Source organism: Methylomicrobium agile, assembly GCF_000733855.1.
Classification (GTDB): Bacteria; Pseudomonadota; Gammaproteobacteria; order Methylococcales; family Methylomonadaceae; genus Methylomicrobium; species Methylomicrobium agile.
In genome coordinates this window covers 513380-529164 of the sequence record NZ_JPOJ01000001.1, presented here as the reverse complement: position 1 = coordinate 529164, position 15785 = coordinate 513380, and the positions used below count along the sequence as shown (strand labels likewise).

At 55.5% G+C, this 15785-nt stretch carries 11 protein-coding genes and 1 pseudogene; 5 read left to right on the top strand and 7 right to left on the bottom strand.

Annotated elements, in window-relative coordinates; genetic code table 11:
• Positions 1-108: 108 nt before the first annotated feature.
• From CC94_RS0102460 to htpX, 3 genes are all read right to left on the bottom strand, one after another.
• Positions 109-2553, bottom strand: a complete 2445-nt coding sequence (locus CC94_RS0102460) for a type I restriction-modification system subunit M (RefSeq protein WP_031429672.1) — start codon at positions 2551-2553, stop codon at positions 109-111.
• Positions 2554-2863: 310 nt separating this feature from the next.
• Positions 2864-3754, bottom strand: coding sequence for a cysteine synthase CysM (gene cysM / locus CC94_RS0102455; RefSeq protein ID WP_005373636.1), 891 nt, complete (start codon positions 3752-3754; stop codon positions 2864-2866).
• A 337-nt stretch (positions 3755-4091) separates the two neighbouring features.
• Positions 4092-4970, bottom strand: a complete 879-nt coding sequence (htpX, locus tag CC94_RS0102450) for a protease HtpX (RefSeq protein WP_031429670.1) — start codon at positions 4968-4970, stop codon at positions 4092-4094.
• Positions 4971-5081: 111 nt separating this feature from the next.
• On the opposite strand from htpX, the gene CC94_RS0102445 reads away from it, so the two are divergent.
• The 3 genes from CC94_RS0102445 to CC94_RS22135 all read left to right on the top strand — a co-directional run bounded on the left by CC94_RS0102445 (position 5082) and on the right by CC94_RS22135 (position 10810).
• Complete coding sequence (locus CC94_RS0102445; RefSeq protein ID WP_005373632.1) at positions 5082-6209, top strand: PQQ-dependent sugar dehydrogenase; 1128 nt, start codon at positions 5082-5084, stop codon at positions 6207-6209.
• Positions 6206-6805, top strand: a complete 600-nt coding sequence (locus CC94_RS0102440) for an NUDIX domain-containing protein (RefSeq protein ID WP_005373631.1) — start codon at positions 6206-6208, stop codon at positions 6803-6805. The genes CC94_RS0102445 and CC94_RS0102440 overlap by 4 nt, the downstream gene beginning before the upstream one ends.
• Positions 6806-7384: 579 nt before the next feature.
• Positions 7385-10810 carry a PKD domain-containing protein gene (locus CC94_RS22135; protein WP_051911355.1) on the top strand — a complete coding sequence of 1142 codons (3426 nt, stop codon included), beginning with the start codon at positions 7385-7387 and terminating at the stop codon, positions 10808-10810.
• Positions 10811-11400: 590 nt separating this feature from the next.
• On the opposite strand, the gene CC94_RS0102425 is transcribed toward CC94_RS22135, so the two are convergent.
• From CC94_RS0102425 to CC94_RS24505, 4 genes and pseudogenes are all read right to left on the bottom strand, one after another.
• Positions 11401-12681 (bottom strand): autotransporter outer membrane beta-barrel domain-containing protein, encoded by a 1281-nt coding sequence (locus CC94_RS0102425; RefSeq protein ID WP_005373627.1) that lies wholly within the window; start codon positions 12679-12681, stop codon positions 11401-11403.
• 318 nt (positions 12682-12999) lie between these two features.
• Positions 13000-13155 (bottom strand): annotated as a pseudogene (locus CC94_RS22775) (IS1 family transposase); the annotation flags it as partial.
• A gap of 104 nt (positions 13156-13259) precedes the next feature.
• Positions 13260-13406 carry a transposase gene (locus tag CC94_RS24510; RefSeq protein WP_245549542.1) on the bottom strand — a complete coding sequence of 49 codons (147 nt, stop codon included), beginning with the start codon at positions 13404-13406 and terminating at the stop codon, positions 13260-13262.
• A 165-nt stretch (positions 13407-13571) separates the two neighbouring features.
• On the bottom strand, positions 13572-13928 hold the full coding sequence (locus tag CC94_RS24505; protein WP_281174030.1) for a transposase: 357 nt from the start codon (positions 13926-13928) through the stop codon (positions 13572-13574).
• Between the two features lie 241 nt (positions 13929-14169).
• On the opposite strand from CC94_RS24505, the gene tssA reads away from it, so the two are divergent.
• Together tssA and tssB are read left to right on the top strand one after the other, a co-directional pair.
• Entirely contained in the window at positions 14170-15207 is a 1038-nt protein-coding gene (gene tssA / locus CC94_RS0102415; RefSeq protein WP_005373625.1) for a type VI secretion system protein TssA, read from the top strand.
• 39 nt (positions 15208-15246) lie between these two features.
• Positions 15247-15783 (top strand): type VI secretion system contractile sheath small subunit, encoded by a 537-nt coding sequence (gene tssB / locus CC94_RS0102410; RefSeq protein ID WP_005373623.1) that lies wholly within the window; start codon positions 15247-15249, stop codon positions 15781-15783.
• Positions 15784-15785 lie beyond the last annotated feature (2 nt).

The following is a 15785-nucleotide window of genomic DNA, read 5'->3' as shown; positions in this document are numbered from 1 at the left end:
GCTTATCCACCCTACATACTTTTATTAAGGGCTGTAGATTGTTGGTTAAATTCATCGAATTGACCCCGTCCGCGAATGGGTGCGAAGCCTTTTGGCGGTCTAGTCGCTTCATTCTTTACTCTCTATTTTCAACTCTCCACTGAGCCGAATTCCCATGGCTTCCAAGTGTCGATAAACCCGCTCGCTCAAGGCCGCGACCGCTGTTTCAATGCCCGGCAGCGGCTCGCTGTAGCGCTCTTCCAGTTCTTTAACGCGATTGGCCAGTTGTTGGGTGACGCGCTCGATTTCGGCTTGAATACGAGCTTGTAAAGTAGCCTGCCATTTATCCTGAACGATCAGCGTTTTAATGGCGTCTTCGTTCAACTGGGCGTATTGCTTGAATACTTTTAAATCCAGCGATTCCTGATGTTCCTTCAGGGATTTTTTGGCTTCGGCTTCGGTGTCGAACAGGCTTTGCGCCTGTTGCAGTACGGCGATTTCTTCCGTCTCGCTGGCGACTTTTAATCGGGTTTTGACGCCGGCGGCGGTGACTTTGTCCTTGTCGTTCAGCGCCTCGCTCAGCAAACCGTCATCGCCGCTGTGTTCTTCGAAGTAGCTTTCCAGTGCCTGGGTCGCGGCATCCAGATCGGTTTGAATTCGGTCGATGACGGCTTGCTCTGATTGGAAGTAACGCGCCATGATCAACGCCGGCGGGATCAGTTCGGCTTTGTATTTGCGTTTGTTGATGACGAGGCCGGGCGCTTCCTTGAGCTTTTCGCCCTTGTTGGCAATCAGTTCACGCAGGGTTTTACCGGCTAGCCAGCCGTCTTGAACCAATACGTAAACATCGTCTTGCATGACCTCCGCCCAATAATCCATCAGGATTTGGTAGACATTATAGTTGTTCAGCAACGGCGTAGCGGCATAGGCTTGTAACAAGTCTTCACTGATGCTTTGGATGATGGCTTTGGGATGCTGGCCGATGGTTATCTTCTTCAACGCCGCGCGTTCGCACCATGCGACAAAAGGTTTAAGGCTTTGCCGGGCAAAGGTTTTGAATTCTTCATGCTGCAAAATCGTGGTTTTGACGTGCGCGGCGGCAATCAAAGCCCGGCAATATCCGGGGCGGTCTTCGGCAAACAACGTGTCGCGCAAGCTGGGGAACACTTGCCAATACGCTTGCAGCGCGTCGATGTCGCGCTTGGGGATGCCGCCTTGCAGGTGGGCGCTCAAATCGTGCAGGTCTTCCGGCTCGCTGCTGTCGATATAGCGCGGGATATTCAGGTTGTAATCGTTGGAGGCGATTTCACTCAAAGCCACCCTGCGGCTGTAGCGCGGCAAGGCCAGTTGCTTGGTAAACACGTCGACGATCTTGTGAATGTCCTGGGCGCGTAAGCGGTTTTTGTTGCCGTCTTTGATAAAGCCTTTGCTGGCGTCGATCATGAAAATGCCGTTGTGGTGCACGGCGTTTTCCTTGTCGATGACGATGATGCAGGCTGGGATGCCAGTGCCGTAAAACAGGTTGACGGGCAGGCCGATGATGCCTTTGATATAGCCTTGCTTGATCAGGTTTTCGCGGATGCGCGCTTCGGCGTTGCCGCGAAACAGCACGCCATGCGGCAGAATCACCGCGCCTTTGCCGGTGCTTTTCAGGCTTTTGAGAATGTGCAGCAAAAAGGTGTAATCGCCGTTTTTCTCCGGTGGAATGCCCCAGACGAAGCGGTCGAACTCGTCTTCTTGCGGATTAATGCCGCTGGTCCAGTTTTTGTTGGAGAACGGCGGATTAGCGACCGCGAAGTCAAAGGTTTTCAGTTTGCCGTTGCCGTCTTTCCATTGCGGATCGGCGATGGTGTTGCCCTTCCAGATTTTGGCGGTAGCGTTGTTGTGCAGAATCATGTTCATGCGCGCCAACGCGCTGGTGGCGTTGTCCATTTCCTGGCCGAAAATGGTCAGGCCGCGCGGGGCTTCGTCGCTGGCTTTCAGCAATAACGAGCCGGAACCGCAGGTCGGGTCGTAAACGGTGGCGTCTTGCGGCGTGCTCGGGTTAATGCCGATGACTTTGGCGAGAATGCGCGACACTTCCGCCGGGGTGTAAAACTGTCCCTTGGATTTGCCGGATTCGGTGGCGAAATGGCGCATCAGATATTCGTAAGCATCACCCAGCAGGTCGTCGCCGTCGGCGCGATTGGCGGACAAGTCCATCCCTTCGAACAGTCCGATCAGCTTGGACAGGCGGTCGATCATTTCTTTGCCCTTGCCGAGCTTGTCTTCATCGTTGAAGTCGGCGACGTCGATCACGCCTTTCAGGTCGTTCTCTTCGGCCAGCGCGCTGATGATTTTGTTGATTTTTTCGCCGATTTCCTTATCACCCTTCAAAGCCACCATGTCGTCGAAGCCGGCGCCTTGCGGTACCACGATCATGCCGTAAGGATCGCCTTTGTATTTGTCGGATACGTATTTCATGAACAGCAGGGTCAGCACGTAGTCTTTGTACTGGCCGGCGTCCATGCCGCCGCGCAGTTCGTCGCAACTGGCCCAGAGGGAAGAATAGAGTTCGGTTTTTTTAATGGCCATTTAGAGGGGGGCTTCCTTTGGTGTCGTATTCCGTTAGGGTAGGTCGGTAATTCGTGCCTGCGGTTTTCAATCGTTGCGTCAGGTTACGCAGCTTGCTAACTCGGCGTCAAGCTCTGGCGAAGGCCGGCGTCTTCGCCGAATTCTTTAGAACCGTAGGCCGGGCTGAGCAAGGCGAAGCCCGACAATAATCTGTTAGCCATGTTGGGCTTCCTGACGTCAGCCCAACCTACCGAGTTTCAACACTCGGCAAATCCCGCCCTGCAGGAATGACGTTGCAGCCTTAATTCAACGGAATTGTAATACGGGGTAATCAGTCCGGAAACACGCCGGTCGATAAATAGCGGTCTCCCCGGTCGCAGACGATCACGACGATCACCGCGTTCTCGACTTCCTGCGCCAGTTGCAGCGCGGCATACACCGCGCCGCCGGAGGAGATGCCCGCGAAGATGCCTTCGCGCGCCGCCAATGCGCGGGTCGTTTCTTCGGCCGCGTGCTGGTCGACCCGGATGATCCGGTCGACGCGGCCCGGATCGTAGATTTTAGGCAGGTATTCTTGCGGCCAGCGGCGGATGCCGGGGATTTTGGATTCGCCTTCCGGCTGAACTCCGACGATTTCTATCGCCGAATTTTTTTCTTTCAGGAATTGCGAGGTGCCCATGATGGTGCCGGTGGTGCCCATCGAGCTGACGAAATGGGTAATCGTGCCCTGGGTATCGCGCCAGATTTCGGGGCCGGTGCCTTCGTAGTGCGCGCGCGGATTGTCGGGGTTCGAGAACTGGTCGAGAATGCGTCCCTCGCCGTTCGCTTCCATCCGCCGGGCCAGGTCGATCGCGGCTTCCATGCTGCCGGCGGCCGGCGTCAGGATGATTTCGGCGCCGTAGGCCTTCATCGAGGCGCGGCGCTCGGCGCTCATGTTGTCGGGCATGATCAGGGTGATTCTGTAGCCTTTGATCGCGGCCGCCATCGCCAGCGCGATGCCGGTATTGCCGCTGGTCGCTTCGATCAGCCGGTCGCCGGGCTTGATTTCGCCCCGGGCTTCGGCATGTTGGATCATGCTCAGCGCCGGCCGGTCTTTCACCGAACCGGCCGGATTATTGCCTTCCAGCTTGGCCAGGATCGTATTGCTGTTCGGTCCGGGCAGACGCTGCAGGCGGACCAGGGGCGTGTTGCCGACGAAGGATTCGATGGTGGGAAACTTCATGTGCGATCGGGATAATTTCACAAAATTGGTGGAATTATCCCATAAAACGGGGGAAATGGGCGGCCGGAATTCAACGCGCGCAAAGGTTTGGGTTAAAAATAACTTCCGCTTATTGTTCCCACGCTCTGCTGGGAACACATTGAAAGACGCTCTGCGTCCCGAACCGCAGGAGCGGTTCAGTCTGCATTCCCACGCAGAGCGTGGGAACGATGAAACATCCCAGACCTGCCAGGTTTTGAAAACCTGGCAGGTCTGGGGTAAGGGAGGCATATATGATCGGAAAGCGCCGGAAACTCGGTGCCGGAACGGGACGGATGTCGTCCGCCCCGGCTTGGGTTTAGCGGTTGTTCTGCAAGGCCGCGATTCGCTCTTCCAGCGGCGGATGGCTCATGAACAGGCGCGTCAGGCTGCCGTCGCCGTTGATCCCGAAGGCGGCCATCTGGCCCGGCAGCGTCGCGGTTTCCTGAGTGCGCTGCAGCGCGCGCAGCGCACCGATCATTTTCTGGCGCCCGGCCAGTCGCGCGCCGCCCGCATCGGCTCGGAATTCGCGGCGGCGCGAGAACCACATCACCAGTATCGAAGCCAGGATGCCCAGCGCGATCTGCGCGGCGATCTGCACGATGTAGTAGGCCGGGCCGTAGCCGCGTTCGGTTTTGAACACCGCCCGGTCCACCACATAACCGATCAGGGTCGCGAAGAAATAGACGAAGGTGTTCACGACGCCCTGCATTAGCGCCATCGTGACCATGTCGCCGTTCGAGACGTGGCTGATTTCATGGCCGAGCACCGCTTCGACCTCGTCGGCGCTCATCGATTCCAATAGGCCGGTGCTGACCGCGACCAGCGCGCTGTTCTTGTTCCAGCCGGTCGCGAACGCATTCGCTTCAGGCTGCCGGAACATCCCGACTTCGGGCATGCCGATATTGGCTTGCCGGGCCAGACGCGCGACCGTGTCGACCAGCCAGCGTTCGGTTTGATTCTGCGGCTGTTCGATCACGTACACGCCCATCGCGTTTTTTGCGGACCATTTCGACATCAGCAGCGAAATGAACGAGCCGGTCATTCCGATCACGGCGGACATCACCAGCAACGCATTCAGATTCAGGTTGACGCCTTGCGCATCGAGGACGCCGCTCAAGCCCAGCACGTTGAAAACGATACTGATCACCACCAGTATCGCGACATTGGTCGCTAAAAACAGGAAAATTCGCATCATGGTGTTTGCCTTTTATGAAGGGGTTGGTATATCGACAAAATAGGGACTGAATAAGTGAAATCAATACGGGTCAGAGTGATAATATACAAGAAAAGTTTAAAGGAGGGTGTTATGAAGCATTTGAAATCCATCTTGGTTTCGGCCCTGCTGTTCGGCTTGGGATTCTCCGCCTGTGCGCAGCAAACGGCTCCCGAAGACGTGATTGCCAAATTGAATGTGCCGCAGGGTTTTTCGATCTCGCTGTTCGCGCGGAATTTGCCGAACGTGCGCAGCCTGGCGTTCGGTGACGACGGTGTCGTGTTCGCGGGCACCGGCCGGGAAGGAAAGGTGTATGCGCTGCAGGACAAGGATCGGGACGGCGCCGCCGAAACGCTTTACGTACTTGCGGACGGTTTGACGATGCCGAACGGAGTCGCCTATAAAGACGGCGCGCTGTATGTGGCCGAAATCAGCCGCATTTTGCGTTACGACAATGTCCTGCAAAATCTGGCCAGCCCGCCGAAGCCGTCGGTCGTGTACGACAAGCTGCCGACCGACAGGCACCACGGCTGGAAATACCTGCGCATCGGTCCCGACGGCAAGCTGTATACCGCGGTCGGCGCGCCTTGCAATATCTGCAATCCGGAACGGCCGGTGTATGCGTCGCTGGTCCGGGTCGACACGGACGGCAACAATTTCGAAATCCTGGGCCGCGGCATCCGCAATACGGTCGGCTTCGACTGGCAACCCGGAACCGAGGGCCTATTTTTCAGCGATAACGGACGCGATTATCTGGGCGACGACCTGCCGCCCGACGAACTGAACCGCTGGTCCAGAATCGGCGAGCATTTCGGCTATCCCTTCTGCCACGGCGACGCGATCGCCGATCCGGAATACGGCAAAGGTAAGCAGTGCTCGGACTATACGCCGCCGGTCTGGAAGTTCAACGCGCACGTTGCCGCTTTGGGCATTCGGTTCTACCGCGGCGAGCAGTTTCCGGAACATTACCGGAACCAGCTGTTCGTGGCCCAGCACGGCTCCTGGAACCGTTCGGTGCCGGACGGTTACCGGGTTGTACTGGTGACTTTCAGGGATAATAAACCGGTTGACCAGGAAGTCTTCATCGACGGCTGGCTGACCAAGGAAGAAAAGGTGCTCGGCCGACCGGTCGACGTGCTGACCCTGCCCGACGGCAGCTTGCTGATCAGCGACGATCAGCTGGGCGTAATCTACAAAGTGCAATATAAACGAGGCAAATGAGCAAAACCTTTGAAATCATCAGCCAGGAAATCGGCTACTCGGGATTTTTCCGTCTGGAAAAATACCGGCTCCGGCATACCTTGTTCGCCGGCGGCTGGAGCGGCGAGATCGAGCGTGAATTGTTCGGCCGCGGCCAGTGCGTGGCGGTTTTGCTGTACGATCCGGAACGGGATGCCGTCGTTTTGATCGAGCAGTTTCGGATCGGCGCGATCGGCAATCCCGAGCGGGCGTGGCTGCTCGAAATCGTCGCCGGTGCGGTCGAGGACGGAGAGACTGCCGAAGACGTGGCCTACCGGGAAGCGAAAGAAGAAGCCGGCTGCGCGGTCGAGGAGCTGATCAGGGTCATGCGGTTTTATACGACTCCCGGCGGTTATTCGGAAATGATCACGCTGTTTTGCGGCAAGGTCGACAGCCGGGACGTCGGCGGCATTCACGGGCTGGATCATGAGGGCGAAGACATCCTGGTGCGCGCCGTGCCTTTCGCCGAAGCCTACGGGATGCTTGAAAGCGGCGAAATCGAGTCCGCTATTCCGATTCTGGCGCTGCAGTGGCTGGCATTGAACCGGGAAAAGCTGAGGTCGGAGTGGCGGCGCTAACTGCCCGGCCCGGGCGCCTCCAGAACGCGGATTGGGCGGCGCTAAACGGAATTTGATCGTAAAAAATTTTTGGTTTATATTCCAGCGAAATCGCTATGTGGTTAAGCGCACGGAAATTCGCGATCGATGAACAAGATCGGGATATTGTCTTCTTATCGCCCGTATGGATAACCTCGTACGGAGCTTATGCGGTAAAGCGAGGGCAGTCCTTCGGGCGTTTTTAGGCCATCCGTCTCGTTACAGTCAGTTTCTTCGCCCCGTTTATTCCGGGGCCTTCTTCATTTCTTTGGGCGCAAGGCCCGAAAGGCCTGGGGCGGCGCTATTGGCTCTATTGCCGTCCGAAATCGAACCGCCTGGGCTAAAGGCGGCGATATCGTTCGACTGGCGGCCGTGCCGCCGGATGGATTGGGCCGTTTTCAGTCTTCTCGCTAGCGGCGGCCCGAGGGAAGCCCTTCCTTGAAGGCTTGAGTTATACGAACAGTTTGAATAATAATCATTGCGGCGCCGCTTGAGAAACTCGGAAATGACCGAGCCGATGGCCGTTGCAATCGTTTCATCGTTTGGGGGAGAGAAAGGATCATGAAACTCGAATTGAAGTCCCGGCTGCTCGGGCTGCTGCAAATCCACTTTTTTGTTGCAGTGGCCCTTGGCGTCATTCCTCCGGCTTTTGCGGCGCCGGATAATCAGGGAAAAGCCTTCGTATTGGGCTTTATGGAAAATTATGACGGCGGAGGCAGCGTCAGCTTTTACCTGACCGCCGCCAAAGCCACGACGGTGACCGTGCAGGGTGCCGGGTTCGGGCCGGCGGACTTTTCGGTAGACCCGGGAACGATAACGCCGGTCAGCTTGCCGGTAACGGTCCGCGCCACGGGAAGCGGCAGAATCGAAGACAAGGGGCTGCTTTTGTCGGCGCCCGATGAGTTCGTCGTTTATGGATTGAACCAGAAAGTATTTACGACCGATGCTTATCTGGGTTTGCCGATCGACAGTTCGGGCACCGAATACATCGTGCCTTCGATGGCGAACGCGAAGAAGTCTTTACCTGGCGAGTTGCTCATCATCGCGTACGAAGACGGGACAGAGGTCACGATCACGCCGAAAGCAAAGACGCTCGAAGGGCCCGATGTAAAATCGATCAAGGCCGGCAAGTCCGCCCGTTTCACCCTGAACCGGCTGCAGAGCATTCAGTTTAAGGCCAAAGGCGGTACTGCCGCCGATTTGACCGGTTCGGCGGTCATCTCGTCCAAACCGGTATCGGTATTCGGCGGCCATCAATGTGGTGTCGTGCCGGCCCGGGCGTTGGCTTGCGACCATTTGGTGGAACAAATTCCGCCGATCGATACCTGGGGGACGTCGTTTTTGACCACACCCTTGGCTACCCGGACCGGTGGCGATATTTTCCGGATCCTGGCGGCCAAGAACGGGACCAAAGTCGACATTGACGGAAAAACCGTCGCCAAGCTGAAACGAGGAAAATTCAAACAAGTCGATCTGGCGTCCGGTTCGTTTCACCAAATTACCACCAGCGGACCGGCGCTGGTGGTTCAGTATTCCAAAGGGACCACGGCCGATCGCGTGGTATCCGATCCTTTCATGATGATCATTCCTCCGACCGAGCAGTTCGGCGCCGACTACCTGATCAGCACGCCGCCCGAAGATCCGGTTCGCTTCGAAAACTATATCAATATCGTCGCGCCGACGGACAAATTGGGAGGCTTGCGCCTGGATGGAAACGCGATTTCCGGGCCGTTTACCGCGATAGGGGCGACGGGATTTTCCGGCGCGCAAATCAAGGTCGATATCGGCGTGCATCAAATAAGCCATGATCCTCAGAATGTGCCTTTCGGCGTCTATTCCTATGGTTTTGCGGCCTCCGATTCGTATGGCTATTCGGGTGGGGCCAGATTGGCGAAAATCGCGGATGAGTGCAGCCCGACCGAAACGGTGCCGGCCGACGGCATTGACAACGATTGCGACCGAAGGATTGACGAAGAGCTGTTTAACGGGATCGATGACGATGGCGACGGCAAGATCGATGAAGATTTGGCGAGAGTCAGGCCGCCGATTGCCGATACCGGAGGAACGTATACGGTTAATGAAGGCAGTTCGGTTGCTCTTAACGGCGCCAATTCCGAGCATGATCCTTATGGCGATACGCTGACTTTCGAATGGGATCTGGACAATGACGGAAGCTTCGAAACATCCGGCGCAACGCCCAGCTTCCAGGGTATCGATGGTCCTTCTGTTCAGACGGTAGTCCTGCGTGTAACAGGCCAAGGAGGGGTGAACCAGGTTTCTACGACCATCACCGTCGACAACGTGGCGCCGGCGGTCGATGCCGGCGCCGATGCGGCCATCGATGAAGGCGCGGCGTTTAGCCAAGCGGGCACGTTTATCGATCCCGGCACGGACAGCTGGACCGCCACCGTCGACTACGGCGACGGGACGAGCGGCGAACTGGCGCTGAACGGCAAGACCTTCGGCCTGGAGCATACCTACCACGCCAACGGCGCCTATACGGTGACTGTGACGGTGACCGATGACGATGGCGGCAGCGGCAGCGATACCGTCCAGGTCACCGTCAACAACGTGGCGCCGGCGGTCAATGCCGGCGCCGATGCGGTCATCGATGAAGGCGCGGCGTTCAGCCAGACGGGCTCATTCGTCGATCCCGGCCCCGGCCCCTGGTCGGCGACCGTCGACTACGGCGACGGGACGAGCGGTGAGCTGGCGCTGAACGGCAAGACCTTCAGCCTGGAGCACCTCTACCGCGACAACGGCAACTATACGGTGACCGTGACGGTGACCGATGAGAAGGGGGCGGCGGGCAGCGATACCGTTCAGGTCACCGTCAACAACGTGGCGCCGGTGGTCGATGCCGGCGCCGATACGACCATCGGTGAAGGCGCGGCGTTCAGCCAGACGGGCTCATTCGTCGATCCCGGCCCCGGCCCCTGGTCGGCAACCATCGACTACGGCGACGGGACGAGCGGCGAACTGGCGCTGAACGGCAAGCATTTTTCGCTCAACCATGTCTACGGCGATAACGGCGTCTATACGGTGGCCGTGGCGGTGACCGATGAGAAGGGGGCGGTGGGCAGCGACACCGTTCAGGTCACCGTCAACAACGTGGCGCCGGTGGTCGATGCCGGCGTCGATGCGGCCATCGATGAAGGCGCGACACTCAGACAGACGGGCTCATTTGTTGACTCCGGCCCCGGCCCCTGGTCGGCGACCGTCAATTACGGCGACGGGACCGGCGTTCAGCCGTTGACTTTGGCTGGCAAGAATTTTTCGCTCAACCATGTCTACGGCAATAACGGCGCTTATACGGTGACCGTGACGGTGACCGATGAGATGGGGGCGATGGGCAGCGACACCGTCCGGGTCATCGTCAACAACGTGGCGCCGGAGGTCTATGCCGGCGCCGATGCGACCATCGATGAAGGCGCGGCGTTCAGCCAGACGGGCTCATTCGTCGATTCCGGTACCGGCCCCTGGTCGGCGATCGTCAATTACGGCGACGAGACCGGCATTCATTCGTTGACTCTGGCCGGTAAGAATTTTTCGCTCAACCATGTCTACGGCGATAACGGCGTCTATACGGTGACCGTGATGGTAACCGATGAGAAGGGGGCGGTGGGCAGCGATACCGCCCGGGTCACCGTCAACAACGTGGCGCCTACGATTACGGATGCTTCATGGAATGACAGTTGCGAGGGCGATGTGGTTGTAACTTACTCCGATCCGGCAAACGCTCTTGATGAGTCGTACGTTCTTACCATTAACTGGTCGATCTATATCTGTCCGGACGGGAATTGTTCTATGGAGAATTATCAGCAAGTCGTCAGTGATTATTCCAGCGGCGCCCCTGTCTTTCTTGATTACAATCCGGGAACCAGTATCTTTATTGAGTATTCTAGGCCAACAAGCCTTACCGTAACCGATAAAGACGGTGGCGGCGGTACGACGACGGCTACGTTGCCTAATCTTTGCGCTGGTTAGCCGAAGCGCTGGGCTATAGCGGGACGGGGTTTATAACCCATATCCTTTACACAAATGTCGTCATACCCGCCGGGAAGCGGGTATCCAGAGCCAGGGATGGCAAGCGTAATACATCCCTGTAGCCTGGATTCCGGCGATCCCTGCCGGAATGACGAACTTGTGTATAAGGGCATGGTTTATAACCCCGTTCCCCACGTTTGAAGACCTGCCGCCCGCATGAAATCCTCGTCTGGGCTCGCGCGATTCCAAACGTTACGGACGGGATCAATGTTCTGTTCGGTATCTGTATCTTACGGGTTGTGGTACGCTCGACAGCGGGGATGCAGGAGGTACGACCTCAGGGATGGGGGAGGCAGATCGCGTCGGGAATACGCAATCGAGAGCAATGCAGGAGCAATTGCCGACGACTGCAGGGATGCAGGAGGCACGACCCCAGGGATGGGGGAGGTAGATCGCGTCGGGAACACGCGATCGAGAGCAATGCAGGAGCAGTTGCCGGGTGCGTACCTTGCGACATTGATGGTACGCACAGCGTACCCTACGGAGCTGGACTTATATGCAGGGGATAAAATCCATCATGCCGAAGCGGTTTAAAACTCGGCGCGCACGCCCGCATTGATCGAATGCTCCGAAATATGGTCTCGCCCGACCATGGTCTCATAGAATAAAAAAGCGGAGGCGCCGTGCGTAAACGTTGCGGATAAGCCCGCGCCCAGATTTCCGAAATTACGGTCGGCGCCGTCGCTGAGATTGACGAAAGCAGTCTGGGTTGGAATATTGGCGAAGCTCCAGTTCACCGGCCTGCTGCCGTCGTGGAATTCGTGCACCCATTCCGCTCTCGCGGTCGGCATCAATACGCCGAATGAAGTGCTGATCGCATAAGAAAGTTGACCTCCCAAAGCGGTTTGCAGGGAAACGGCATTTTGCTTGCCGATCGATGTCACGGCGCCGAAGCCGGTCGAACCCGGGTTGCTCGTATTTTCCTGATAGCCGTCGATCTGGACGTTTTGATAACTGACCCGGCCATAGGGGCCATAGGTCAAGCCTTGCTGATGAAAATCGTAGCCGCCGGTGACATTGAAGGAATAATCGTTGCCGCGGGTATTGCCGAGAGCCGTTTGATTGAAGCCGGGCAGTTGGATGTTCCGGCGGGTGTCATATTCGTTCCAGCCGCCCGAAAATATGGTGTCGAGATAGAAGTCGTCGTTGTAATAGGTGCTGTAGAGCGAAAAACTGTAACCGTCCAGGTTCAGGTTTCCCCTGGATGCATCGAAATCGGATTTGATCGCGTTATAGCCGAAGGTGCCGCCCAGCACGAAATTATCGGTAAAGCGGTAATCGATCCCTGCCGTTACGCCCTGGCTGTCGTACTCGAACCCTAACTCCCGGTCGGTGCCGTCCTTATCGCCGACGCCGAAGTTGCCGTTAACGAATATGCCCAGTCTGTCGAACGGGCTGTCCTTGTCTCCACTGGCGCCGCCGCCGTTTGACTGGCGGGAAAATCCGGATAAGGAAGCGGGTAAAAGCGAGTCTGTCGACTGCTGATTGAGGCCGTTGACATCGATCCCGCTGCCGAGGCCACGGCGCAACAGTATCAGCCGGTTTTTTACGTTCCGGAATTGCTGATTGGCGATTGAAATTGCCAGCGTCGTTTGCGCAAGCGCCTGGTATGGCGTCAATTGGTCACCGGCATTCTGGTACCTACAGGTCGATACAAGATCCTCTTGCGCCGAGGTAAGCGACAATTCGCTTTGAACGAGCTCGCTGAACACCGTGGCACAGGGATCGGGGGCGGCATGGGCTTTGGCGGCTACAAGCGCTAATCCCGTCGTCAGAACTCCGTAACCGATATGTCGAATTAATTTTGGCATAGCCGCATCCCCGTATAAATCTGTTGAAAATTCATGATTTCGCTCAAGACTTCAGTTAAGACGCCCAACTTCTGTTTGGGTGATTGTTTAGAAGGAGTCTGGCTGCGATTAAATCGCTAAGTGTTTTTCTTGTCAAGAACAATGTCTCTAAGAATCAAAGCAATATTAATGATTGTTGGTAAAATGATTAAAGAGTTGCTTGATCCGTTTAGCGAATCCCGGTTTCTAGCATCCCGCGAGGACGATCGTGGTATTATCCCGCGCTCCCCGGGCCAGGCAGAGTTCCAATAATTCGGGGGTAGTGGATTAAATCTGTAATTAAGCATGAATATCCAAGCCAAACTCGACTTTATTAATCAGTAACCCGATGACCGTATCATGCATTATTTCCAGCTTAGAAAAACAAATCGTTTTCCGAGTGAGCCGCTTAATCCAGGTTCTGAAATTTAAATTTTTGCGTTCAATCTTTTGCGCGTTGCGCTTCCCCCTTCATGCTGGTCGCTGTCAAGATGACGCTCATAAGCGCCCCAATCTCAGTGTAATAACGACTGACACCTAAGAAGCTGTCTGGCAAAACATTAAACGCATTTTGCAAGTGTTATTTTAAGCATGGCGATGCGAATCATGTTTTCGGAAGTGGCAGTGAGAATTTCGACCTCTTTGGAGAGGCGACGAAAATTGCCAAGCCATGAAAAAGTGCGTTCAACAGCCCAACGTTTCGGCAGAACCGCCCAGCCATCTTTGATTTTCTTGGAGATGTGTTAAAGGCTTGTGCAATGTTTCCGTGCAAAATGTTACCGCAGTGCCGCCATAGCCGGCATCGGCCGGAAAAGCTTGCAATGAAGGCCATTTATCAACCGTTCTCTGCTACCTCGCAGGCGCTTTTTGTGTCACTGAGATTCGCGGCATGGACCATGACAAACAATTAAGTTACCCAAGAGATCCACGACAATATGTCGCTTGTGCCCTTTGACCTTTTTGCCGCCGTCAATCCCGCGCTCTTCACTGGCGTAGACGGTCTTTACGCTTTGCGCATCCATAATGCCATAGCTCGGTGCGGCGGCACGACCTGCCTGTTCACGGCGATAGGCGACCAATCGATCCGAACAGGCCTCCCAAACGCCACGTTTGTTCCATTTGCTGAAATGATCATAAACCGTTTGCCACGGCGGAAAACCGTTGGGCATCATTCGCCACTCTATTCCGCCTTTGACAATATACAGAATCGCGTTGATTACCGTTCTGATGGCATGTTTGCGTCAACTCCCTCGACGACTCCGCGGCTGAAAATCTGGTTCTATTAATGCCCATTCCGCATCCGTGAGGTCACTTTTGTATCCCATTTGCTATATCACAATAAAAAAATCTTGATTTTACAATATCTTGTTTTGCCAGACAGCTTCTTGGGATTTTTTCTTTGAATTAGAGTCGGAACTCGATTAACATAATCCGGCGCTTTACTGTCCCAATATGCTGAACAGACTATTTATGGCTGACTTGGATGAGTTACTCGAAGAAATTTCACCGGATAGTCCTTGCGGGGATTACTTGGAGTATGACTCCGCTTATCTGGAGTTAGCCAAAGATATCCAGGGTAAACCGGAAGATCCGATCACCGGCGAAAAGGCACAGCCACCAAACTGGCGGGACATTCAAAAATCGGCGCTGGCGATCCTGAAACGGAGTAAGGATCTGCAGGTCGCCGTCTACCTGACGCGAGCGTTGATTCCGCTTGAAGGGATCCCGGGTTTTCGGGACGGCCTGTCGTTATTGCTGGGTTTGCTGGAAAAATACTGGGTCGAAATTCATCCTGTCCTGGATCCGGACGATAATCTCGATCCCACCATGCGGATCAACATTCTTGAGGAATTGAATAACTTTGATTCCGTGCTCAGGCCTTTGAGTTTGGCGCCGCTAGCCGATTCGAAAGCGGTTGGTCGCTATAGTTTACGCGATATTCAGATTTCGACCGATAAGATCAGTTTACCCGAGGGAGAAACAAGAACCGACCTGGGTGTGATCAAAGCCGCCTTTCAGGAACTGCCTCCTGAAAGCATTGCGTTCATGTATCAAGCCATCGTCGAAAGTGTGGATCTGGTTCGGCGACTCCAGGACTTTGTCAACATTCAGGTGGGAATCGGTAATGGAGCCGACTTATCGTCCTTGGCTTCTCTCTTGAAAGAGATGCAGTCAGCCCATAACCAGTATGCGCCAATGGCCGCGCAGGAAACAGCGGAACTGTCCGGTGAAGAAGAACCTGCCGGCGATCAAGCTTCGCAGCAAGCTAATTTGCCCCGTAAACAAAACGTTGGAGTCGGAGAGATCAATTCGCGCCAGGATGTGTTAAAAGCCCTTGATCTAATCTGCAAATATTATAGGGAATCCGAGCCTTCGAGCCCTGTGCCTATTTTACTGCATCGAGCAAAGCGTCTTGTCACCGCCGATTTTATGGAAATTCTGCAGAATTTATTGCCGGATGCGATTTCCCAAATGGATATGATCAAAGGTCCGGAAGCGTCGGAATAATAATTTTTTTATCAAACTAAAAATAGAGAGGGTAGAGGCATGGCCGAAAGTAGTCAAAAGTTTATCCAAAGAAACCGTGCGCCTCGCGTGCAGATTGAATATGATGTCGAAGTGTACGGTTCGCAGAAGAAAGTTCAGCTCCCTTTCGTAATGGGAGTGCTCTCGGATTTGTCGGGCAAGCCGTCTGAGCCTTTGCCACCCGTCGCCGACCGCAAGTTGCTCGAAATTGACGTCGATAATTTTGATGAGCGGCTCAAATCGATGAAGCCTCGGGTCGCTTTTCCGGTTCAGAATAGCTTGACCGGCGAGGGCAACCTGAGTGTCGATATCACCTTTGAAAGCATGGATGATTTTTCACCGGCTGCAGTTGTCAGAAAAGTTGCCGGACTAGACAAAGTGCTCGAAGCCAGACAGCAATTGGCCAACTTGATCACCTACATGGACGGGAAAACCGGCGCAGAAGAATTGATCGGTAAACTGATCAACGATCCGGCTCTGCTACAGTCGCTTGTCGCATCGGCGAAACCTGCTGAATCCAGCGGTGACGCAACCGCTTCAGAAACTACCGGAGGTTAGTC